The sequence below is a fragment of the Lysinibacillus sp. BPa_S21 genome (assembly GCF_023337795.1).
GTDB lineage: Bacteria > Bacillota > Bacilli > Bacillales_A > Planococcaceae > Lysinibacillus.
The window spans coordinates 136,308-159,884 of sequence record NZ_JALIRS010000003.1; the positions used below are offsets into that span (position 1 = coordinate 136,308).

Sequence of the window (23,577 nt, forward strand, 5' to 3'; positions counted from 1 at the left end):
TTGCTGTCGCTTCGCTTTCGCACAGAGCTTCCTGGGGGCGTCCAGCCTTCACTCCAATCAACTTATTTACATAGTATACGTTTTAATAAAAGTCATCTACAACCTTTGGGGATGAAACCTAATCCTCATTATTTTGTAATTCTTTATCTAAACCATCCGCAAATAAGCCATACACATAGCGTTCTGCATCGAATGGTTGTAAATCATCCATTTGTTCACCAAGACCTACAAACTTCACAGGGATGTGTAATTTATTTCGAATAGCAAGAACAATACCGCCTTTTGCAGTACCATCAAGTTTTGTTAAAACAATCCCTGTCACATTTGTAGCTTCCTTAAATGTTTGAGCTTGGACAAGTGCATTTTGACCTGTTGTTGCATCTAATGCTAACAGTACTTCATGTGGAGCATTCGGTACCTCTCGAGAGATTACTCGATGAACTTTTTCAAGCTCATTCATTAAGTTTACTTTGTTTTGCAGGCGGCCTGCTGTATCACAAATTAACACATCTGCTTTCCGATTTTTCGCCGCACGAATTGCATCATACATAACCGCCGCTGGATCTGATCCTTCTGATTGTTTAATCACTTCACAGCCGACACGGTCTCCCCATACTTGTAACTGATCAATGGCACCAGCACGGAAAGTATCACCTGCCGCTAAAACAACTGTTTTACCTTGTGATTTTAAACGATGGGCAAGTTTACCGATGGTTGTCGTTTTCCCAACACCGTTTACCCCAACGAATAAAATGACAGTAAGCTCATCTTTAGGTTGCATATTAAGCTCGATTAAATCTTCTTCTCCTTGCTCATAAATTTCTACAAGTTTTTCAGAAATAATCGCCTGAATACCATTTGTATCTTTGATATTTTTACGCTGAACCTCGAAGCGTAATTTGTCCATTAGCTCCATTACTGTTTCAAAGCCAACGTCTGCCTGTAATAATAAGTCTTCTAATTCCTCAAAGAAATCTTCGTCCACTTTTCGATAACGAGCAACCAAGTCGTTTACTTTAGAAGTAAAGGAATTACGCGTTTTTTCTAGTCCAGCCTTGAACTTTTGTGTAATAGACCATGCAGAAGGTTTTTTCTCCACTTCAGGTTCTTCCACAATCGCAACTTCTTGTTGTTCTTGGTCTTCTATTGTTCCAGGAATTTCTGTTTCAATTGGGCTTTCCGTTACAGAAACTTCCTCTACTTTTTCAATTTGAGCAGGCACTGTTACGTCGTCTTGCTCCTGTTCAGTAGCTTCTTCTTCGTTCATTGCTACTACTTTTTCTTCCTCGGTGGGGTTGCCTACCAATTTATCTTTTAAACGTTTAAAAAAACTCATGCTTGTTCGCTCCTTTGCTCCGCAAGTACGGGTTCATCTTCTAATTTTACTGATACAAGTTTAGAAACACCAGATTCCTGCATTGTAATACCATACAACACATCTGCGCCCTCCATCGTTCCCTTACGATGTGTAATCACAATAAACTGCGTATGACGGCTGAATTTTTTCAAATATTGGCTATATCGAACAACATTCGCCTCGTCTAAAGCCGCCTCTACCTCATCGAGAATACAGAATGGTACAGGACGTATATTTAGGATAGAGAATAATAAAGCGATGGCAGTTAATGCACGTTCTCCACCCGAAAGCAAGCTCAGATTTTGTAATTTTTTTCCTGGTGGTTGTGCTACAATTTCTATACCTGTTTCTAGCAGATTTTGAGGGTCCAATAATACCAAATCAGCCTGACCTCCGCCAAACAATTCACGGAATACGCGTTTAAATTGCTCTCGAATGGCATAGAATGTTTCACTAAATCGTAGCGTCATTTCTTCATCCATTTCTTTAATAGCCTCATGCAATGTTTCCTGTGCAGCAAGTAGATCCTCGCGTTGCTCTGTTAAAAATGAATGACGTTCAAGCACGCGTTCGTATTCCTCAATAGCGCTCAAATTAACAGGACCTAGCTCCTCTATCGATTTCTTCAGTAATTTCACTCGACGTCGCATATGCTCTTCATCTTCAATTTCAAGGGCTAGCTCCTCGGCTTCTTCCATTGTTAGCTGATAGTTTTCTTCTAGCTGTTCATTGAAATTATTGATTTCAAATTCTACGCGACTTCGCTTAAGTTCATTTGCACGTATCGCTTCAAGGTATCCTTTATGTGTACGTTGCAACTCCTTTAGCTGTTCTTCTAAAGTAGTAAGCTCTTGTTGTTTTGCTACTTTTTCATCTTTTTTCTGAGAAATAGTGTCTTGTAGAGAATCTCTTCTCGATTTCCATGTAGCAACCTGCTCATCCACTTCTTCATCACTTAAAACTTTTGTCGATTCATCAGATTGCAGCCAGATTATTTCCTGAGAAATATTTTCTACTTTTTGTCGAGCTTTGTTTAATTGTAGTGCTATCTCTGCTGAAGCAATTTGTACTTGCGACATTTGCTCCTGCATTACCGCCAATTGCGAACGTTTTTCTGCTGACTGCTCTCGAAGTACATCTTTCTCCGACTCACTTTGGAGCTTAACCTTGCTTAGTTGTTCCACTGTTTCGTTGATCTCTAACAGTTCTGTTGCTAATGCATTTAAACGCTCTGTAGCCGTTTCCTTTTGTGCTAACAATGCTTCTTCGCGTGTTTTTACATCTTGTGTTTCATTAGAAGCAAAAGATACACGTGCCGATAAGCTTTTTTCAGTAACCTCTAGCTCACGTATACGACTCGCCTGTTGTATTTCATCTTTTCTCAATTGCTCACCGTCAAGCTTTAATTGTTCTACTTTGTCTCGTAATGATGCAAGCTTCTCTTTTTCAGCTGACACAGCCTGTTCAGCACTATAAATAGATGCCTCCAATGATTCTAGCTTTACGATTAAACCATCTAATTCCGCTTTTCTTGTAAAAAGTGAAGATTGTTGCTTCATTGCACCACCTGTTAATGAACCGCCTGCATTGACGATATCACCATCAAGTGTTACAACACGATATCTAAATCCACATAATCGAGCAATTTGGCTAGCACCTTCTAAGCTTGATGCAACGATAACATTACCAAGAAGGTTTTCTACAATTGTGCGGTTGTTTTCATCGAACGTAACAAGTGCATCAGCCATTTGAACAAATGCTGGGTGCTCAGTGGCTAGCTGAATCATAGATAGATTGATCTTCCGTGACTTGATAACTGTTTTAGGTAAAAATGTTGCGCGTCCAGCTCGCTTTTGTTTTAACCAACGAATTGCCTGTTGAGCATATTGTTCATTGGTTGTCACAATATGCTGAGAGGCAGCCCCTAATGCTGTTTCGATAGCTTGGGAATACTTACCATCCACTTGAATTAACTCGGCAACGGCTCCTTCAATTCCAGCTAATTCACCTTTATCACGTGCTAATAATATTTCTTTGACACCATGGAAGAACCCAGAGAAATCCGCTTCAAGCTCAGCTAGCGTATCTTTTCTAGCTTTTAGTTGCTGCTGATGCTGATAAGCTTTATACAGCATATCCTGCTTTTCATTGAATGATGCATTAACGTTTTTAAGCTGTATTTGCAATGCTTCATATTGCTCTAGTTTTCCCTGCAATTCGTTAGTTGTTGTAGTATGAGCAACAACTAGCTTCTCTTTTTCCGCAAGAATTTGCGCAAGCTCTTGCCCGATTTCATCAGTTTGGCCAGACATTCTTGCCGCCATTGCTTTTTGCTGCACTAATTGTTGTTCAATGTTTTTTAATTCATTTTTAACCGTTGCTTCTTCGTTTAAAGAGTCGATATATCGATTTTTTTGTTCTTCAATTTCTTGTTCGATTTCAGTAACAGAGCGATTTAAAGATTGTTCTAATTGCTTAATGCTTTGTTTCAGTTCAGAAACCTCTTGTTGTTTTTCAGTGAACAATTCTTTTTTCTCTTGCTCTTGAGCTATAAGCGCTTCAACCTCATCTTTTGCTTCTTGTAATGCTGTATTCAATTGAAGCAGTTGATTAGAAGCATTTTGTCGCTTTTCAGCCATTAACGCTTTACGACCATCCCAACGTTCCACTTCCATCGTTGCATTAACAAACTCAGCCTGAGTCGTATCTAGATAATCATCTAGCTCTTTTAAAAGTTTACGAACACTTGTAGTTTGCTTTTCTATCGAAGAAATATGATGAGCTTGTTTTTGCTCTGCTTCATAAAGCTCTGTGTATTCAGCTTTCAGAGCATGCAAAGATTGTGCACAATTTTTTAAATCGTGCACAAGGATAGCAATATCAAAATCCTTTAACTCTGTTGACATTTGCACATAATCTCTTGCACTTGATGCCTGAACTTCTAACGGCTCTAGACGACTGTCTAGCTCATGTAAAATATCTAAAACACGATACAAGTTTTCGTCTGTTTCAACAAGCTTATGTTCTGCCTTTTTCTTTCTCAGTTTATACTTTAACACGCCAGCTGCCTCTTCAAAAATCGAGCGACGATCATCAGGTCGGCTATTTAAAATTTCATCGACACGACCTTGTGAAATAATGGAGAAGGCCTCTTTCCCAAGTCCTGAGTCCATAAACAAGTCCGTAATATCCTTCAGGCGACACTGCTGGTTATTGAGTAAATATTCACTATCACCTGAACGGTATACGCGTCTTGTTACGCTGACTTCCGTATATGAAAAAGCAAGCTGTTCATCTGTATTATCTAAAATTAATGTTACCTCTGCAAAGTTTAGCGGCTTACGTGAGTCACTACCAGCAAAAATAACATCTTCCATCTTTGCCCCACGTAACGACTTTGCCGATTGCTCCCCAAGCACCCAACGAATGGCATCAGTGACATTACTTTTCCCACTACCATTTGGTCCAACCACTGCTGTAACACCGGGTACAAAATCAATTCCAATGCGCTCCGCAAAAGATTTAAAGCCAATCACTTCGAGTCGTTTTAGGAACATCTATTAAGCCTCCTCTTTTGCTGCTTGCTCTCGCATTGTACGCATTGCACATTGCGCTGCTTGCTGCTCGGCTTCTTTTTTTGATTTCCCACGCCCAATACCAAGCTCTAGTCCATTTAATAGTACGCTTGATACAAAGGTACGGTTATGTGCAGGTCCCTTTTCATCAATAATTTCATAATGAAGAAGGCCGTTATTTGTCTGCTGTACCATTTCTTGCAATTGACTTTTAAAATCCATCACATGCGAAAAAGCACCGACTTCTACTTTCGGGAATACGATTCGTTCTAAAAAGCACACAACCGTTTGTAAGCCTTGATCTAAATAAAGGGCACCTACAAATGACTCAAATACATCTGCAAGTAACGCTGGGCGTTCCCGACCACCTGTTAATTCTTCACCTTTTCCAAGTAATACAAAGCGACCAAATCCTAATTCATTTGCAAAGATAACAAGTGACGGCTCACATACTATGGATGCTCGTAGCTTCGTCAACTCACCTTCACTCATATTAGGGTATTTCTCAAAAAGGTATTTAGAAACAGACAGTTCAAGTACTGCGTCTCCTAAAAATTCAAGACGCTCATTATCCGTAAACAATTTACGGCGATGCTCATTCACATAAGATGAATGCGTGAATGCTTGGTACAATAAATTTTTATTAATAAATGTGATATTTAATTCATGCTGTAACAGCTCGAATTGATTGCGCACTTTTTCAGGAAGCACGCCAGATTTCTGCATAGTTCCTTTTCTTTTCATAGCCATTGAACAATCTGCCTTCCTAATAGTTTCTACCGTTTAAGTGTACCTTTTTCAAGGCATTTATGCAAAAGTATTTCAGCTTAAATACAATGTTTTGGAAATTTATTTTCCAAAATAAAAAAAGGGACGTTCATAGTTCGCACAAACGAACCATTTCGCCCCTTTTAATACCTCAGCATATATCTATCTTCACACTCAGAAAAGCATGACAATTTCTGCCAAAGCCTTTAACTTTATTCAATCATAATTATTGTATAATGACCGCATTCATATCAGCACCAATAGGGATGATTAATTTATGCTTAATAAAGTTAAACGATTAGTTTAATTTACTTTCGATGTATGAAATTGCAGAACCAACTGTTGAGATTTTTTCAGCATCTTCATCAGAAATTTCCATATCGAATTCGTCTTCAAGCTCCATAACAAGCTCAACTACGTCTAATGAGTCAGCACCTAAATCATCACGGAAAGAAGCTTCTAGAGTAACTTCACTTTCTTCAACACCTAAACGGTCCACGATTACTTTTGTTACGCGTTCTAATACTGTAGACAAAACATTCACCTCCCCTCAAATGATTATACAAAAAATCATTATCTATGACTAATTGAAATTACATTACCATGCCGCCATCTATATGTAACGTTTGACCAGTCATATAGTTAGCATCATCTGAAGCTAGAAAAGCTACTGCCTTTGCGATATCCTCAGGCTGCCCAAGTTTTGCTAGAGGAATTTGCGTAAGCATACCTTGCTTAAGATCTTCTGGTAGTTGCTCCGTCATTTCAGTTTCTATAAAGCCAGGTGCAATGGCATTTACTAGAATATTACGTGATGCTAATTCCTTGGCAGTCGTTTTAGTTAATCCTATAACACCTGCTTTAGCAGCTACGTAATTAGCTTGCCCTGCGTTTCCTGCTACTCCAACAATCGATGAAATATTGATGATACGGCCTGCACGTTGCTTCATCATTTGACGTGTTACTGCTTTTGTACAAAGGAAAACGCCTTTTAGATTCGTATCTAGCACATCATCCCATTCGTCTTCTTTCATACGCATTATCAAGTTATCACGCGTAATACCCGCGTTATTTACTAAAATATCTAGTGAGCCGAATGTTTTCACCGCTGCTTCCATTAAGGCTGTAACTTCCTCTGTTTTCGAAACACTTGCTTGAACAGCTATAGCTTCGCCACCATTCTCTTGAATTGCAGCGACTACTTCCTCTGCCTTTGCCTGTGAACCGCTGTAGTTAACGACAACCTTCGCACCCTCATCCGCAAGTTTTAATGCAATAGATCGCCCTATTCCACGTGAAGCACCAGTTACAACAGCTACTTTACCCTCTAATTTACGCATTAATTGTCCACTCCTTCGCCGCTTCCAGTACAGCCTCTAATGATGCTTCATCATAAACACAGTATGTCGTTACAGATCGATCGATTTTTTTCACTAATCCGCTTAATACTTTGCCTGGTCCACACTCAATAAAGACGTCCACACCTTGTGCAATCATTTCACGCACAGATGCTTCCCATTGTACAGCGCTATATACTTGTTCTACTAACTCATGCTGAATAGCAGAAACATCCTCTAATTCTTTCGCCATAACATTACCAATTACAGGAATTTGCGGCGCTGACAACGATATATCCGCCAACGTTTCTTTTAACTTTTCAGATGAAGGTCGCATTAGTTCTGAATGGAACGGACCACTAACAACTAAAGGAATTGCTCGTTTTGCACCAGCTTCCTTTGCCGCTAGAGAAGCCTTTTCAACGCCTTCCTTTGTCCCAGAAATAACGATTTGCCCCGGACAGTTTACATTCGCTACCTGAACAGGATCACCTGCCGCAGATACTTGTTCAGTTACTTCATGCAGCGTCTCAAGCTCCATCCCTAAAATAGCTGCCATGGCACCTAGCCCTGCAGGTACAGCTTCATTCATATAAAGTCCACGCTTATGCACAACTGAAACTGCATCCTCAAACGATAACACACCCGCAATTACTAACGCGCTATATTCTCCAAGTGAATGTCCAGCTGCATAATTTGGCTTAATACCTGCTGCACGTAATTTTTCTGCAACCATTACGCCAGTAGTTAAGAGTGCCGGCTGTGCATGGTAAGTCAATGTAAGTTCCTCGGCTGGTCCCTCTAACATAAGCTTAGATAACTCAAAGCCAAGTGATTGATTTGCACGCTCGTAAAATGCTTTACTTTCTGCCGCATTCTCGATAAACTCCTGCCCCATTCCAACTACTTGAGAACCTTGGCCTGGAAAAACAAATGCTATTTTCGTCATTTTTCATTCATCCCCTTTGATCAATTTTGCATCGGATTTGTGCTTAGGTAAGCAAATGTTTTTTGTACGGAAATGTTATCGCTTTCGCACAGAAAACCATGTTGCTGTCGCTTTACTTTTGCAACAGTAAACATTTAATCCATTTCTAAGTGACGTACTGTATCTGTAATCGTCGAAATGACTGTATGCTCAACCATCGTATTTGCTTGGCGAATTGCACTGTATATCGCTTTAGCATTAGATGAGCCATGTGCCTTAATAACAGGTGCTTGTAAACCAAATAAGCCTGCACCGCCGTACTCTGTGTAGTCCATTTTATTTTTTAGATCACGCAAATTATTTTTCATAAGTGCTGCTGAAATTTTTGTTTTCGTTGAAGACATAAACGCCTCTTTTAACATTGAAAATAACGCACCAGCTGTACCTTCGATTGACTTCAGCACCATATTACCTGTAAAACCATCCGTTACAACAACGTCCGCTACCCCTTCAAGCAAATCTCGAGCTTCAACGTTGCCGATAAAGTTTAAATCCGCTTCTTTCAATAATCCGAAAGCGGCCTTCGTTAATTCATTGCCCTTTTTATCCTCAGTACCGATATTTAACAAGCCGATACGTGGCTTTTGTAAGCCACCCACCTTTTTCGCATAAATATCGCCCATAATCGCATATTGCAATAAATGCTCAGGTCGCGCGTCTGCATTTGCCCCTAAATCAAGCATTAAGAAGCCCTTACCATCTAAAGTAGGAAGTGTAGTAGCTAGAGCAGGTCTAGCAATCCCTTCAATCCGGCCTACTTTAAATAAGCCTCCCGCCATTAAAGCACCTGTATTACCTGCAGAAAGACAAGCATCTGCCTTTCCTTCTTCAACTGCATCCATCATTCTTGCCATGGACGAATCCTTTTTACGACGAACAGCGCGTGCTGGATCGTCTGTTCCTTCAACAACTTCATCACAATGTACTACAGTTAATCGATCATGTATTTTTAAAAATGGTTCGAGCTTTTGCTGCTGACCATATAATTGAATTTCTAAATTCGGGATTTGTTCTAATGCTAATAAAGCACCTTCGACAACTGATTTTGGTGCGTTGTCGCCACCCATTCCATCAAGCGCTAATTTCATTGTTGTTCACCTTTACCTTTCGTGCGGTACATATCAAATTCACCAACAAAAACTGTTTCACCGTTAACAGTGGATGTTAACTCAACTTTTGTACGATGACTTTTTTCATCACGTCCTATAACGATTGCTTTTGTAATAACACGATCTCCAGCTCTAACAGGTTTCACAAAGGTAATGTTAGAATGTACTGTTAATGCAAGTTCGTCGTCAATAACCGCAACCGCTAATGAGTTTGCTTGCGCAAATAAATGATGTCCACGCGCGATGCCATTGCGCTGAAAAACATGTTCTTCTTTTACGTCAAAAATAGATAATGCACGATTATCCAATTCAATATCAATTATTTCTCCGATGACTTCATCAATCGGTAGTGATTTCACTTCATTTTCATAGGTTTTCGAAGCAACATCTTTAATTCGTTCTCGTAATTCTGGAATCGCTAATTCCATACGATCTAAACGAATAGTTTGGACACTAACCTGAAACTGTGTTGCTAGCTGTTCATCTGTGACGAATGGATTATCAGCTATCGTTTCGGATAATAGTCGCTGTCGCTCTTTTTTCGTTCGTCTCAACATCATTCGCCACCTTTTTAGTTGTTATTAGCACTTGGTACTAATATCAGTATATAGAGTATAAAAAAAGAATGCAAGACTTGTTTTCAAAACAAGTGCTTACATTCCAAATTGGGTATCAAAATCAGCTAATCAAAGCGTTCTCCCTGTAAAACACCTGAATTTTCAAGCATTTCACGTAAACATTTGTATTCTTCATCATGCCAAAAAGCATCAGTCTCCATCATATCCGTTGCATCTTTTCTTGCGGTTTCAAGTATTCGATAATCATGTACTAAATCCGCTACTTTAAAATCAGGCAAACCACTTTGTTTACGCCCAAAGAAATCACCTGGACCACGTAGTTCCAAATCCTTTTCCGCTAAACGGAAGCCATCATTCGTTTCCGTCATCGACTGCATTCGCTCTTTGCCTTCATCAGATTTAGGATCGGCTAACAACACACAATATGACTGATGTTCACCTCGCCCTACGCGCCCACGTAGCTGATGCAACTGAGCTAAGCCGAAGCGTTCAGCGTCATAAATAATCATAAAAGTTGCATTCGGTACGTTCACTCCAACCTCAACAACGGTTGTAGATACAAGCACATGGATTGTTCCCTCACTAAAGGCACGCATGACAGCGTCTTTTTCATCCGCGGATAGGCGACCATGCATTAAACCAACATTGTAACGTCCATTAAAATATGCGGCAAGCTGTTCATAGATTTCTACTGCATTTTGTACATCCAATTTATCTGATTCCTCAATCAACGGGCAAATAGCATAAGCCTGTCTACCAGCAGCAAGCTCTAATTCTAACTTTGACATAACAGAGCCAAATTGCTCTTTTTTCATCCAATGCGTTTCAATTTGCTTACGCCCCGCTGGCATTTCATCTATCATGGAAACATCCATTTCTCCAAATGCTGTGATCGCCAATGTACGTGGTATTGGTGTCGCAGTCATAAAGAGCACATCTGGATTTTCTCCTTTATCGCGTAGTATTCTACGTTGCTCTACACCAAAACGATGCTGTTCATCTGTAATAACAAAACCAAGCTTATAAAAAACGACATCAGGCTGAATTAGCGCATGTGTACCAATTAAAATATCTATGTCTCCGTTTTCTAATTCTTCTAAAAGCAAACGACGCTCCTTGGCTTTCGTCGATCCAGATAGTAAAGCTACACGTACGCCAAATGGCTCAAACCATTCCTTCAAACTTTCAGCATGCTGTTCTGCTAAAATTTCCGTCGGCGCCATTAAAGCTCCCTGAAAACCAGCAGTTACAGCTGCGTATAAACATATTGCAGCAACAACAGTTTTCCCCGACCCTACATCACCTTGAAGTAAGCGGTTCATACGATGTGGCTCTTTCAAATCCTTACAAATTTCATTGACGACGCGTTTTTGTGCACCCGTTAATTCATAAGGTAATGAGGCAATGAAGACACGCAACTTTTGCAAATCAAACTTTATAACGGTTCCTTGCTCGCTATCTTTCCTAATTTTACGCAACGCTTGAATACGTAGTTGAAAGTTTAGTAGCTCTTCATAGGCAAATCGTCTTCTAGCCTGCTTGGCATGCCCTGCATCAATAGGGAAATGAATTCCCTCAAGCCCATCACGCATTGAAGCAAGCTTATACTCCGCCTGTAAATGTTGCGGAACTGCATCTGGTATTTCTGTACCAAACTCATCTAATGCTTGGCGCATATATTTACGGAAACGTTTTTGTGGAATCAACCCTTTTAAACTATAAACAGGTTCAAAGTCGACCTGATCTGTCTTAGGACCAAATGTAACGGATGTTCCATTAATAACTTGTCTGCCGCGATCCCATTTACCTGTTACTGTAATAATAGCTCCCGGTACAAGCTTTTGCTTCAAATAGCCTTGATTAAAAAAAACTACCTTCACTAAATGCCTACCTGCAAGCACCGTGACTTGTAAACGTGATTTGTTGCGCCCTAAAAACAATATGGTCGGCTCACGTTCCACTTTACACTCAACAGTGACACGTTCATTGTGTGGTGTTTGCGCCAAATCCTTCAAACGAAAATCCTCATGTCGATGCGGAAACGTCCATAACAAATCCTCTATCGTCCCGATGCCCAATGCCTCTAAATGTCCTGCTGTTTCTTTCCCGATTCCCTTTAAATCAGTAACGGGATTCGTTAAATCAGTCACCTTGCACGACAACTCCTCCAAAATTTTTCACCACAAGTACTTTACCTGCAGTTATTCGTTTAACCATACTATTTTTCAGCATATGAGTTGTCCCCCTTCATACGATTACTCTTAGCGTTTAACACCTTTGAACAACGCTCGCATTATTATTCTCAATATTATTATATAACTTTTCATTCAGTAAGATAGCCATTCAATTCATTAATAATTGATTGATCGTTAATTATATCGAATGAATCATCATTTTTTCATCCTATTTCCTTATTCATTCTGGTTTCATCACCCTAACGCGTGGTTGATTTCCGTTCCGACTGGGCGCTTTGCCGCTGACGCTTCGCTTTCGCGCAGATAAAACATTGTAGCTGTCGCTTTGCTTTCGCTACAGATAAAACATTGCCGCTGACGCTTCGCTTTCGCGCAGAGCAGAGCTTCCTGGGGGCGTCCGATGAGCCGCTTGGGGCAACAGGTGTTTTTTGCGCGAAAGCGTAGTGTTAACGCAGCGGCAGCAGAGGGTTTTGTTTGTGCGAAAGCGCAGCGACAGCAACAGCAGGATGTTGGTCACGAAGGCGTTATCACAGGATGTGATGTTCTTAGCCTTCGTTCCCCTATCGCTAATCCCCAAGGAGTCGCCCAGTCTCCACTCCAATCAACATATCTACATAGCATACATTTTAGCTACTTTCAGCGAATGTATATTGTACCGAAAGCGTATCCGATAGGTATATGCATTATGTAACGTAGGTAAAACGGCAGATACAAAAATCTCTTACCCTTATAAATGGTGGAATGAATGCAGGGTATCACCAAGAGAATTTATACTCTTTGTCTCAAATATCCACTTGTACCACCATTATGCTTTTCACTTTCACCTAAAAAAACACGCCTCCCTTTGGAAAGCGTGTTTACTATTGTTATTTTTGGAGTGACTTGATACTTTCTAAATTGCCATTATCAAAGATGGCTTTGCTAATCGCTCTACCTGTTGGTGTTGCCGCAAGGCCTCCGCGCGCAGTTTCTTTTAGATTCGGACTCATAGATTGTCCAATTCGATACATCGCACCAATCACCTCGTCACACGGAATGCGACTTGTGACCCCTGCAAGCGCCATATCCGCTGCCACAAGGGAATTTGCAGCTCCCATCGCATTGCGCTTAACACAAGGAACCTCTACTAACCCAGCTACCGGGTCACATACAAGCCCTAGCATATTTTTTAGTGTAATAGCAAATGCTTCTGCACATTGCTTTGGTGTACCACCAGCCATCTCTACAATCGCAGCTGCGGCCATACCCGCAGCCGAGCCGACCTCTGCTTGACACCCACCAGCTGCACCCGATATCGACGCATTATTGGCAACTACGAAACCGAAAGCACCCGACGTGAATAAATAACGAATCATTTGCTCACGCGTTGGATTCAGCTTGTTTTTCACTGCAAACAGCGTCCCCGGCACTACTCCAGCTGAGCCTGCAGTTGGGGTAGCACAGATTGTACCCATAGCCGCATTCACTTCATTTGTAGCAACCGCTTTACTCACTGCGTCTAATAACAAATCCCCTGACAATGAATTTCCTTGTGCAATGTAATTTTGAAGCAATACTGCATCACCGCCTGTTAAGCCTGTTACAGATTTCACACCCTTCAAGCCTCTTTCAACAGCTTCCTCCATCACCGTTAAATTATTGTCCATTTGTTGTATAATTTCTTCTCTTGTACGTCCAGTTATTAACATTTCCTGCTCAATCATAATTTCAGAAATGAATTTTCCTTCTTGTTCCGCTCGTTCAACTAGTTCACGAACATTATGAAACAATACATCCATATTTAGACACCTCCTTAGTTATTAATTTTAGAAACCTTCGAAATATGTGGTATTAAAGAAATTTGTTGTAATACTTTATCCTCGATGTTTTGATCGACTTCTATCACCATAAGAGCCGTTAAACCACGTTCTATACGAGAAACCTCCATATGCCCAATGTTGACGGCATGCATCGCTAAGCAATTTGCCACATTGGCAATACAACCAGCACGATCATCGTGGACAACAAGGATTGCTGGCATGCCACCTGTTAAGCGCAACTTAAAGCCATTCACTTCACTGACTTCAATTTTACCGCCACCGATTGAAATACCAACAACAGACATCTCCCCTTCGTCATCACCAATCACAAGGCGAGCTGTGTTCGGATGCTCCATATTTGCTGTTTCAGGGATAAATTCGTAATCTAAGCCTGCCTTTTCTGCATCGGCAAAAGCTGTTTTAATACGCTCATCAAATGTATCGTAATTTAATAGGCCACCTATCAAAGCTACATCTGTTCCATGTCCTTTATACGTTTCAGCAAAAGAACCATATAAGTGAATTTTTGCCCACTTTGGTTGTCTTCCAAATAAATCTCTGGCAACGCGTCCAATTCGTGCAGCGCCTGCCGTATGTGAAGAAGAAGGCCCAATCATCACTGGTCCAATAATATCAAATACTGAAGTAAACTTCATACTAACACCCCTCTATCATATCTAAATAATAATATCGATTTTTTATTTATATCATGCTTGATAGTTACTATAAAAGTAAAGCACTTCTTTATCAACTTTCAGAAAATTTACACGACTATAATTTACACAATGGAAATACAGATGAACTATTGTCCACACTATATATACAATGATTTCAAAATGCTAGTTCCACAGCATTTTCAAGTTTATTGTCCACTGGATACATACACTGAATCATTCATTTTTAGCGGAATTATATCGCCTATAATCCCCTACTCTCCTTTTACCATAAACAAAAGCAGTACACGGCTTGTGCACTGCTTTGTCTACTTATACGCAAAGTAGCATTGAATTATTCTACTGAAATAATATATGGATATAATCCTTGTTTACCATTAAATAACTCTACTTCGACCTCTGGATATTTCTCTTCAATAAATTTCACTAATTCTGAGGCGTTTTCTTCCGTTGTATCCTCACCGTAGATGACTGTTACAATTTCTGCATCCTCATCCACTAAATCAGTAATTACCTTCTCAGCAGCATCTTTTAATGCTGGAGTAGATAATACAATTTTCCCTTCCGCAAGGGCCATGAAATCATCCTTATGAATTTCCACACCATCAATAGATGTATCTCGCACAGCATAAGTTACTTGGCCCGTTTTAACATTTGCAAAGGCTTCTGTCATTGTTGCTTGGTTCATGTCAACTGCCGCCTCTGGATTAAACGATAAAATCGCCGCCATACCTTGAGGGATCGTTTTCGTTGGAACTACAGCAGCTTCTATATCTAAAAGCTCTACTGCTTGTTCTGCTGCCATCACAATATTTTTGTTATTTGGTAAAATTAATACTTTTTCAGCACCAATTTCTTGTACTGCTTTCACAATATCTTCTGTTGAAGGGTTCATTGTTTGACCACCTTCAATAACATAAGAGGCACCAATTGAACGAAGTAATTCAGCAACACCCTCGCCCATTGCAATTGTTACAATTGCATATGGATGCTTTTCAGCTTTTTTAGCTGGAGAAGGTGCTTTATGATCCTCACCAACAATAGCAGAATGCTGTTCACGCATATTGTCAACTTTAATTTTAATAAGACTACCATATTTTTGACCCATTGCTAAAACGGAGCCTGGTTGTTCAGAATGAATATGCACTTTCGCAATCTCTTCATCTGAAATAACGAGTAAAGAATCACCAAGCGGGTTTAATTCATTGCGGAATTGTTCTTCGTTAAATGGCTCTTTTCCTTCTTCAAAACGTACCATGATTTCAGTACAATAACCAAATTCAATATCTACAGTATTCATAAAATCTTGTGCTCTATGATGTTCTGCATTAATTAAATCGTCTAAAGTTGCTTCATTTTTCACTGGCAAAGGCTCGCCCTTTAAGGATGCTAAAAATCCTTCATATACGAATAGAAGACCCTGACCGCCACTATCTACAACACCGACTTCTTTAAGAACAGGTAGAAGTTCAGGTGTACGCGCTAACGAAGCCTGTGCTTCAGCAGTAAATGCTTCCATCACCGCAATGATGTCAGTTTCAGTTTCTGCCACTTCCACACCTTTTTTCGCCGCTTCACGCGCAACTGTTAAAATTGTTCCTTCAACTGGCTTCATTACTGCTTTGTAGGCAGTTTCTACGCCTGCTTGGAAGGCACCTGCAAAGCCCTTAGCATCAATTGTCGCTTCTTTTTCAATAAATTTACCAAAACCACGGAATAACTGCGATAAAATAACACCAGAATTTCCGCGTGCCCCCATAAGTAAACCTTTTGATAAAGCTTGAGCTGTTTTGCCGATATGTTCTGAAGCATTAAGCTCCGTTTCCTTTGCCCCAGATGTCATCGATAAGTTCATATTCGTTCCTGTATCTCCATCTGGTACTGGAAATACATTTAATGAATCAACATAATTTGCATTTTGGAATAGGTGATGGGCACCCATTTGCACCATTTCTGCAAACTTTATTCCGTCTAAAGACTGCATTAGATTTAGTTCCTCCTCTTAATCATTCGCTACACGAACGCCCTGCACAAAGATATTGACAGATTTTACGCTCATACCTAATGTTTTATCCACTGTATATTTCACTTTCGATTGTACTTGATAAGCAACTTCCGAAATTTTTGTCCCGTAACTAACAATAATGTACATATCAATATGTAAATCGTCGTCCTGTTTTCGAATGACAACACCTTTAGCAAAATTTTCTTTACGTAAAATATCAGTTAGACCATCACGAATTTGATGTTTAGATGCCATGCCGACAATACCGTAGCACTCTATAGCAGCGCCACCAGCTATTTGTGCAAGTACATCTGTTGAAATATCAATTTGGCCGAATTCATTGTTTAATTCAATTGACATAGAAATGCCCCCTTGGCTCTTTTTGACTAAATTATATTGTAACACTTTCGTTATACATTAAGCAACCTTGTAAGGCATGAAAGCGCACTGTATCAACGTTTTCTAACATTATCAAAGTTATCATAAGTCATTATCGAAATTTCCATTTTTGCTGAAAAAGTTGTTACGACCGTTTTGCTTTGCTGTGTATAATGCTTGATCGGCTAATACACAGCATGCTTTCAATTGCTCGCTATTCGAGATTTTAGCATGACACAACCCGATGCTGACTGTTACAACATCAGCTACTGCCGAACGCTCATGACGAATATTTAAGTTGCGTACTTCCTCTAAAATTTCCTCACAAACATGCTCTGAAAACTTTGCGGCATGCTGACTAACGATTACGAACTCTTCGCCTCCCCACCGCGCCGCAAATGCATTATACTTTTCTGCAATTTCATCTAACAGAGCAGCTACCTTGATCAATGCTTCATCACCTTGTCAATGACCATAATAATCATTTAAATTTTTAAAGAAATCTATATCAATCATCATGACAGATAAAGATTTTGGTTTACTAAGTTGTTGCCCTATTTGTGTTAATTTATTATTAAAAGCTCGTCGATTAGGCAAATTTGTCAAAGTATCCCGAAGTACTTGCTCTGACAGTTCATTATTTTTTTCAGCTAATAATTTCGACAAATTTTTGGATTTTGTCATTTCTTCTTGTAATAAAATATGTTGCTTCGTAAATTGTCTTTTTATTTTAAAGTTATGACGCTGAATAATGATCCCCATCGGAATAATAAGGGACATCGGTAAAAATATTTTAATACTTTCACCAGATATCCCGACACTTAAATAAGCACTTATCAATATGGATGGTAATGTTAATAACATAATCCAAAAAATTTTCTTGAAAGGGAGGGAAAAAAAAGTACAAATCATTAAAAATAGCACTTCATAAAGAGCCGCATGTTTAAAGAAATGAACATCCATTAAGGTTATGACAGTGATTAATAATAATATTGTATAAATATAAGCCAGTAAGATCGTTTCGTATTTTCGTAAATTAAGAGATGTAACCTTTATCCTCTTTTCCGTCACAAATAATAACACCGCTAAATCTATATAAAACAATATAATGTGAATGCCTATATAAGCTGGGACCATCTCTCTTTCTGTTTTTGTAAAGAAGAGCTCACCATAATGAATAATAGTAATGATGGCTGATACATACATCAATGTCCACGCTACCGTTCGCATTCGCATTACATTAAATTGAAGCATTTCTATTTGAATAGAGAGGGTTAGCTTTTCTTGATTTCCCATAACTTCGCTCCTAATAACAATCTTGCAATAATTTGTTCTATTTTTATCGTCTAAATCATTTAAAATACAAGTAGCCTTTGCAAAATTGTTGAAAAATGAACGATAAAAAAGCTGATGCTATGAAAAGTATCAGCTTTTATGTGTCTGAAAAACTATTATGTTAATGGAGTCTTATTCAACGAGGAATTGATTTCCGTTCCGTACATTCATCTCTAATTTATGGAAGGAAAGCGTCAACAACAAATACTTTTAAAACAAATATATGAATCTATCCAATAGCTTATATTAAAATAGGCTCTTAATAAGTGTATCAAGCATCACAGGCATTTCTTTAAATGCGCTATCGACATGTAATCTTTCCGTCTTTTGATGGGCATCCTTGCCAAAAGGTCCAACGTTTAAAACAGGCCCCTGTAATGCGGACATAGCTTCAAATGGTATACTATACGTGTCCCCCCATACCGGTGTGTTACGCTCGAATGCTGTCCATTCGTTTGAGTCATCCGAATAATTGACATAGCTCAAATCACAAATACCATTAAAATAGTGAATTTGCTCCACTTCAATATTAAATGTTTTGGCTGTTTTTTTCATTAATTCAATCGATTGAATGACAAGGGGATGATCGGATGAATTAATCGCTGGATAGTAAGGTGGTGCATATAACAGCACTGTCGCTGGTGTAAGTTCCTGGCAACGAATCATTAGCTGATCTACGATGCGAATAGATTTCTCACGATCGTCCCATGCACTATTTTCAAGAACATGACTTTTTATTCTATTTACCTCCTCAGCGCCCAATTTCTTGGTCGCATACTCTAAAAGTGCCTCGAAACGAAGTACTTTTACTTCACCTACTCCATTTACCTTTTCTCGCTCACAAATTCGTTTATATTGTTCATTGCAAGCTGTCATTGCTTCCAATGCCACTTGTTCAAAAATATCCATTACTTCCGACGCTGTGCGCTTTAATAAAAACACATTGTAAAGTGCTGCTGCACGATAGGGTGTTTGTGTAGAATACTCCATTTTCAAATCTTTTAATTGTAAGGATACTGGTAATGGGGTACTTTCACCAAGATCTGTTTCACGGAAAATTGGATTCCACTCCATATGCTGCGTCATGTATGAAGCAATAAAATTCGCTGTCATTCCTTTTAACGGCTCACCCACATGTGTCTCTTTTCCGTAAAATAAGGTAGCAGGCATAATTTTACCGATCGTTCCGGAATAAATATATTCGTTGTTATCAGCTGGTCCTTGTGAAAAAGAAGGTTCACTATTTAAAAATAGTTTATAAGAAAGTCCATGCTGTTCACGAAGTCTGACAAGCTCAACAACTACTGCACGCATACCAGCAGAATTTACTTCTTCATCTGGCACAGCAGTTAAAACAAGATTGATGGGCCATTCTTCGACACTTGCCTTTTCAATCAACTGCATATGTAAAGCAAGCCCCATTTTCATATCCATCGTCCCACGACCAAATAAATAATTACCTGATTCCAAATCAATTCTTGCCGCTTCCGGTAAATCCTTTTTGTATTTAGGGTCCATTAGCTTTTTTGTCAGCTCTTCAGGATAGAAGGCTAATGGCTCTAGCTCACCGTATTCTTCAGTATGGACCGTATCAAAATGACTAATTAACACAACCGTTTCTGTTGCAGATGGATGCTTATACAAGGCAGTCACAGCATTACGCTCAAGGCCGGCATCATGTAATTCAATTAGTTCTGGGTTTTTCTGAAAATAAGAAAGCGTTAGTAATTTATTTTTTAATTTATAGGCAAATTCATGTTCACCTTTTGTTAATGTCCTGCTTTCCCAACTGACAATTTCACATAATAATGCACGTAGCTTTTCAGATGTATTCCAAAGATAAACATTCATAAAAATTCTCCTTTACCCGATCCTCTCAACGCAAATACATATCAATGTATATCAAGTGATTCCTCATTTTCCATTTTAAACTCAGAAGAAACTGTATTTGTTTTACTCAATTTTAATTTATAAAAAATCATGCAAGCGATAAAGAATCCAATACCATAAAGTAAACCAACTCTTTGTGTTGCATCGAATGCTAAAAAGATAAGAATTAGCATGCAAAAACTAATACAGAACACTGGAATCAATGGATAAAATGGCGTTTTAAATTTTAAGCTAGCTACATCTCCACCTGCTTTCACAAAATGATGTCGGAACATCAATTGAGATGCGCAAATCCCCATCCACGAGATGGTTACAGAAATTCCTGCAATAGACATGAGTAAAACAAATACTGCATCTGCTTCCATCACGCTCGTTAATAAAGAAAGTAGCGAAAAAAGCATCGTGAAAATGAGTGCATTTAATGGCACTTTATTTTTCGTTAGTCGTCCAAATAATTTAGGAGCCATTCCCTCTTTTGACATTGGCCATAATAAACGTGTTGAAGCATATAGACATGAGTTGCCTACTGATAGGATCGCCGTTAAAATAACAAAGTTCATGATACTAGCAGCATATGGAACGCCAGCTAAATTCATCAATGTGACAAAAGGGCTTTCCAGTAGTCCTAGCTCCGTTGACGGGAATATTGCAGATAAAACGATAATAGAAGCAATATAGAAGACTATAATTCTAAATAGAATGGTTCTTATTGCCCGAGGAATATTTTTCTCTGGATTTTCAGTTTCTCCTGCTGCAATACCGACAAGTTCAGAACCTTGATAGGAAAAGATAACATTCATCATTGTGACAAATATAATCGTTATACCGGCCGGGAATAAACCAGACGGTGCTAAATTCGTAAAATGTGGTGTTGGTCGATCAGCTAACGGAATCAATCCAAAAATTGCTGCAACTCCTATAACGATAAATGCAATCACCGCAATGACTTTAATGCTGGCAAACCAAAACTCTGCTTCTGCAAAGCCTCTAGTTGTCAGTGCATTTAAAGTAAATAACAGCACCATAAATACAGCGCACCATATCCAAATAGGGACTTGTGGGAACCAATGTTGCATCAAAATTCCCGCTGCAGTAAATTCTACCCCCGCTGTGGCAGCTGACCCGACAAAATACATCCATCCTAAAGAAAATCCGGCCGAAGGACTAATAAAACGTGTTGCATAGGTTTGGAAAGAACCAGTTACAGGCATGTAAACAGCTAATTCTCCAAGACAATTCATGACCATGTACAATATTAAGCCACCAAATAGATAACCAATTAATGCGCCTCCAGGACCTGCTTGATTAATTGTATAGCCAACATTTAAAAATAGTCCTGTTCCAATAACGCCACCAAGCGATAGCATTAATAAATGACGACTCTTCATTGAACGGTTTAATTGATGATCTTGCCGTTGTTCCCCTTTACTCAACATCCATCCCCACTCTCTAATTGTTAATATATGGAATATTCTGATATTTTATTTACTAAAGTACCCAATCAATTTATCTCATATAAATTGATTGGGTATTTTTACATTGAAATCAATGATGCCTAGGCATATTCCATGACATCCGCCTAGAGGCTTTGGGCCAACGTGATGTAGGTCACTTAGCCTTGTGTTGTTGTTATTATTGTTACTGTCGCTTCGCTGTCGCACAGATAAATTATCACAGGACGTGGCGTTCTTGGGCTGGGTTCCTCTATTTCAACGGATGTTTTTACACCCGCTAAAAGAAGTTAAAAACGTAATGACAAACAGCTTAGACCACCATCATGTTTTCTAAATTCAGACATTTCAAGTTCAATTGTTTGGTAGCCTAAATCATTTAATTTACGATTTGTTTCTGGATAGCCCGCTGGAATAATGACATAATCATTTACTTGAATACAGTTTGCTGAATACTCATCCTCTTTCGGAATAATAATTTTTTCATAGGATTCGAATGCGGGGTGATCGATAAACTCTCCAGCTAGCACCATTCGATTTTCACCAACATATGCAATGCCCGTTTTTAAATGGAAAAATTCCTTTAACGGAATAATCGTTGCCTCATAACCCTCTTTTTCAACGATTTCTTTAAATTGTCGAGCTCCTTCTTCATTAGTACGGTCAGAGATGCCGACATAAAATTTCCTTTCTGCCTGTAATACATCTCCTCCATCAAGCGTTCCTTGACCTTTGATATAGTAAATATTTTCATAGAACTTTTTAACTGCTGGTTCGATTTCCTCAATCTCTCGATTACGATCTTCTGCACCTGGATTTGAAATAATAGCAAATTCAGGTGTTAAAACAGCTGTATCCTCTACGAATGTTGAATCTGGGAAGGCTTCGTTCGCTGGGAGCAGTGTAACCTCTACGCCGCATTTCTTTAAAGCTTCTATATATTTTTCATGCTGCTCAAATAATTTTTCTAAAATTGGTTTTCCTAAATCACTAGTCGTTAAGCCATTTAAATAGCTATTTCCTGGATTTTTCACAATAACATTTTTAAACATTTTACTCCATCTCCTTTTATCCTCTTACTACTGGGCAAGTTAGACATGTTGGTCCACCTGTTCCTTTTATCGAAATCTCATTCCCTTCATATTCATACACCGTTGCGCCTGCATTAAGTAATTGTTGCTTTGTCATTGGATTTCCATTTGGAATAATACATACTCTAGGTGCAAGAGCTAACACGTTACAACCTAGCGCATCGTACTCTTCTTTCGGAACTTCAATTAATTGAATACCTCGTTCGATTAAAAGCTGACGGAAAAAAACTGGCATTAATCTTGAATGTACAACCGCTAAATCCTTGTCCACCATACTAATGAAGGACATTAAGTGTAAACATTCTGCTTCCCCTAAATCATGTGGTAGCTGTACAACAATGAATTCATCGACAATATCCTTGGTCAAGTCTTTTAGCTGTCGAATAGCTTCATCATTCGTTCGATAACCTCGACCTACAACAAGTGTCCGATCATCAAGCCAAACAATATCGCCACCATCTGATACAGCCTCTCCAGTCAATTCTCCGATAAGTGGAATATCCTTTTCCATTAAAAAAGCTTTATAAACCGCTGCTTCTGGCTGTCTTAATTTTTTGCCAGATTTCAATATAATGGCGCCATTTGGTGTGAATTTTACAGGATCATGTGCATACAGCGAATCCAACCCTATTTCATCTGATTCTGGTAAAAAATCAATTTTCTCAACATACTTTTCTAGAATGCTCATAAAATCAGCATATTCTTTCAGAGCCTCCTTATAATTAGGTTCTGATAAGTAGTTAAATGTTTTCCATTCATCGCTAAGATACGCTTGGCTTCGGAAAGCATCTTTTGGATGTTTTACTATTACATGTTTCAAAGGTGCATACATTGATGAACAATAATGCATTCCTTTCACCCCTTTTTCCGCATAGTGGAAAACGTTTCCGTTAAGAGGAAAGTTTATATGAAAAATATATGTGTTTTAAGGTATACTGTCAATATATTTTGAAAAATTACTATATTCGCTCTTTTTCAAAGTTGGAAGCGTAATGAAATAGAGCTTCACGATGATGTAGCTAGACGTAGACAAGGTTTAAAAATAAA

General features: G+C 39.0%; 18 protein-coding genes and 1 pseudogene. 1 reads left to right on the top strand and 18 read right to left on the bottom strand.

Annotated features, from left to right (window positions below; translation table 11 throughout):
• Window positions 1–118 precede the first annotated feature (118 nt).
• The 9 genes from ftsY to recG form a co-directional block, all read right to left on the bottom strand.
• Window positions 119–1,336 (bottom strand): signal recognition particle-docking protein FtsY, encoded by a 1,218-nt coding sequence (gene ftsY, locus MOK21_RS06595; protein ID WP_249073156.1) that lies wholly within the window; start codon window positions 1,334–1,336, stop codon window positions 119–121.
• A complete protein-coding gene (smc, locus tag MOK21_RS06600) occupies window positions 1,333–4,914 on the bottom strand; it encodes a chromosome segregation protein SMC (protein ID WP_249073157.1) in 3,582 nt (1,193 codons plus the stop codon). The genes ftsY and smc overlap by 4 nt, the downstream gene beginning before the upstream one ends.
• 3 nt (window positions 4,915–4,917) lie before the next feature.
• A complete protein-coding gene (gene rnc, locus MOK21_RS06605) occupies window positions 4,918–5,682 on the bottom strand; it encodes a ribonuclease III (protein WP_283164636.1) in 765 nt (254 codons plus the stop codon).
• A gap of 316 nt (window positions 5,683–5,998) precedes the next feature.
• Complete coding sequence (gene acpP / locus MOK21_RS06610; RefSeq protein WP_036124798.1) at window positions 5,999–6,235, bottom strand: acyl carrier protein; 237 nt, start codon at window positions 6,233–6,235, stop codon at window positions 5,999–6,001.
• 58 nt (window positions 6,236–6,293) lie between these two features.
• On the bottom strand, window positions 6,294–7,040 hold the full coding sequence (fabG, locus tag MOK21_RS06615; protein ID WP_249073158.1) for a 3-oxoacyl-[acyl-carrier-protein] reductase: 747 nt from the start codon (window positions 7,038–7,040) through the stop codon (window positions 6,294–6,296).
• Entirely contained in the window at window positions 7,033–7,986 is a 954-nt protein-coding gene (fabD, locus tag MOK21_RS06620; protein WP_249073159.1) for an ACP S-malonyltransferase, read from the bottom strand. The genes fabG and fabD overlap by 8 nt, the downstream gene beginning before the upstream one ends.
• 134 nt (window positions 7,987–8,120) lie before the next feature.
• Entirely contained in the window at window positions 8,121–9,113 is a 993-nt protein-coding gene (gene plsX, locus MOK21_RS06625) for a phosphate acyltransferase PlsX (RefSeq protein WP_249073160.1), read from the bottom strand.
• Entirely contained in the window at window positions 9,110–9,688 is a 579-nt protein-coding gene (fapR, locus tag MOK21_RS06630) for a transcription factor FapR (protein WP_049668746.1), read from the bottom strand. The genes plsX and fapR overlap by 4 nt, the downstream gene beginning before the upstream one ends.
• Window positions 9,689–9,816: 128 nt before the next feature.
• Window positions 9,817–11,862, bottom strand: a complete 2,046-nt coding sequence (gene recG, locus MOK21_RS06635; protein ID WP_249073161.1) for an ATP-dependent DNA helicase RecG — start codon at window positions 11,860–11,862, stop codon at window positions 9,817–9,819.
• Between the two features lie 445 nt (window positions 11,863–12,307).
• On the opposite strand from recG, the gene MOK21_RS06640 reads away from it, so the two are divergent.
• Window positions 12,308–12,598, top strand: a complete 291-nt coding sequence (locus MOK21_RS06640) for a hypothetical protein (RefSeq protein ID WP_249073162.1) — start codon at window positions 12,308–12,310, stop codon at window positions 12,596–12,598.
• A 175-nt stretch (window positions 12,599–12,773) separates the two neighbouring features.
• Here the strand turns inward: MOK21_RS06640 and sdaAA are convergent, their stop codons facing one another.
• From sdaAA to MOK21_RS06685, 9 genes and pseudogenes are all read right to left on the bottom strand, one after another.
• The gene (gene sdaAA, locus MOK21_RS06645) at window positions 12,774–13,685 is read right to left on the bottom strand and encodes an L-serine ammonia-lyase, iron-sulfur-dependent, subunit alpha (RefSeq protein ID WP_249073163.1); all 912 of its coding nucleotides are present in this window, start codon (window positions 13,683–13,685) and stop codon (window positions 12,774–12,776) included.
• Window positions 13,686–13,699: 14 nt separating this feature from the next.
• Complete coding sequence (sdaAB, locus tag MOK21_RS06650; protein ID WP_079560428.1) at window positions 13,700–14,362, bottom strand: L-serine ammonia-lyase, iron-sulfur-dependent subunit beta; 663 nt, start codon at window positions 14,360–14,362, stop codon at window positions 13,700–13,702.
• 352 nt (window positions 14,363–14,714) lie between these two features.
• Entirely contained in the window at window positions 14,715–16,364 is a 1,650-nt protein-coding gene (locus tag MOK21_RS06655; RefSeq protein ID WP_249073164.1) for a DAK2 domain-containing protein, read from the bottom strand.
• Between the two features lie 18 nt (window positions 16,365–16,382).
• Window positions 16,383–16,745, bottom strand: a complete 363-nt coding sequence (locus MOK21_RS06660) for an Asp23/Gls24 family envelope stress response protein (RefSeq protein WP_249073165.1) — start codon at window positions 16,743–16,745, stop codon at window positions 16,383–16,385.
• 120 nt (window positions 16,746–16,865) lie between these two features.
• A pseudogene (locus MOK21_RS23875) lies at window positions 16,866–18,059 on the bottom strand (GGDEF domain-containing protein).
• Between the two features lie 285 nt (window positions 18,060–18,344).
• Window positions 18,345–19,949 carry a M20/M25/M40 family metallo-hydrolase gene (locus MOK21_RS06670; protein WP_249073166.1) on the bottom strand — a complete coding sequence of 535 codons (1,605 nt, stop codon included), beginning with the start codon at window positions 19,947–19,949 and terminating at the stop codon, window positions 18,345–18,347.
• Between the two features lie 41 nt (window positions 19,950–19,990).
• The gene (locus MOK21_RS06675) at window positions 19,991–21,424 is read right to left on the bottom strand and encodes an amino acid permease (RefSeq protein ID WP_249073167.1); all 1,434 of its coding nucleotides are present in this window, start codon (window positions 21,422–21,424) and stop codon (window positions 19,991–19,993) included.
• Window positions 21,425–21,729: 305 nt separating this feature from the next.
• Window positions 21,730–22,491 carry a dimethylarginine dimethylaminohydrolase family protein gene (locus MOK21_RS06680; protein WP_249073168.1) on the bottom strand — a complete coding sequence of 254 codons (762 nt, stop codon included), beginning with the start codon at window positions 22,489–22,491 and terminating at the stop codon, window positions 21,730–21,732.
• A gap of 16 nt (window positions 22,492–22,507) precedes the next feature.
• On the bottom strand, window positions 22,508–23,380 hold the full coding sequence (locus tag MOK21_RS06685) for a dimethylarginine dimethylaminohydrolase family protein (protein WP_249073169.1): 873 nt from the start codon (window positions 23,378–23,380) through the stop codon (window positions 22,508–22,510).
• Between the last annotated feature and the right edge of the window lie 197 nt (window positions 23,381–23,577).

Excerpts from the sequence above, each read along its gene's own strand:
- ftsY (WP_249073156.1), bottom strand. The coding sequence starts at position 1,336 with ATGAGTTTTTTTAAACGTTTAAAAGATAAATTGGTAGGCAACCCCACC.
- smc (WP_249073157.1), bottom strand. The coding sequence starts at position 4,914 with ATGTTCCTAAAACGACTCGAAGTGATTGGCTTTAAATCTTTTGCGGAG.
- rnc (WP_283164636.1), bottom strand. The coding sequence starts at position 5,682 with ATGGCTATGAAAAGAAAAGGAACTATGCAGAAATCTGGCGTGCTTCCT.
- fabG (WP_249073158.1), bottom strand. The coding sequence starts at position 7,040 with ATGCGTAAATTAGAGGGTAAAGTAGCTGTTGTAACTGGTGCTTCACGT.
- fabD (WP_249073159.1), bottom strand. The coding sequence starts at position 7,986 with ATGACGAAAATAGCATTTGTTTTTCCAGGCCAAGGTTCTCAAGTAGTT.
- plsX (WP_249073160.1), bottom strand. The coding sequence starts at position 9,113 with ATGAAATTAGCGCTTGATGGAATGGGTGGCGACAACGCACCAAAATCA.
- MOK21_RS06640 (WP_249073162.1), top strand. The coding sequence starts at position 12,308 with ATGAGCCGCTTGGGGCAACAGGTGTTTTTTGCGCGAAAGCGTAGTGTT.
- sdaAA (WP_249073163.1), bottom strand. The coding sequence starts at position 13,685 with ATGGATGTATTGTTTCATAATGTTCGTGAACTAGTTGAACGAGCGGAA.
- sdaAB (WP_079560428.1), bottom strand. The coding sequence starts at position 14,362 with ATGAAGTTTACTTCAGTATTTGATATTATTGGACCAGTGATGATTGGG.
- MOK21_RS06655 (WP_249073164.1), bottom strand. The coding sequence starts at position 16,364 with ATGCAGTCTTTAGACGGAATAAAGTTTGCAGAAATGGTGCAAATGGGT.
- MOK21_RS06660 (WP_249073165.1), bottom strand. The coding sequence starts at position 16,745 with ATGTCAATTGAATTAAACAATGAATTCGGCCAAATTGATATTTCAACA.
- MOK21_RS06670 (WP_249073166.1), bottom strand. The coding sequence starts at position 19,949 with ATGAATGTTTATCTTTGGAATACATCTGAAAAGCTACGTGCATTATTA.
- MOK21_RS06675 (WP_249073167.1), bottom strand. The coding sequence starts at position 21,424 with ATGTTGAGTAAAGGGGAACAACGGCAAGATCATCAATTAAACCGTTCA.
- MOK21_RS06680 (WP_249073168.1), bottom strand. The coding sequence starts at position 22,491 with ATGTTTAAAAATGTTATTGTGAAAAATCCAGGAAATAGCTATTTAAAT.
- MOK21_RS06685 (WP_249073169.1), bottom strand. The coding sequence starts at position 23,380 with ATGCATTATTGTTCATCAATGTATGCACCTTTGAAACATGTAATAGTA.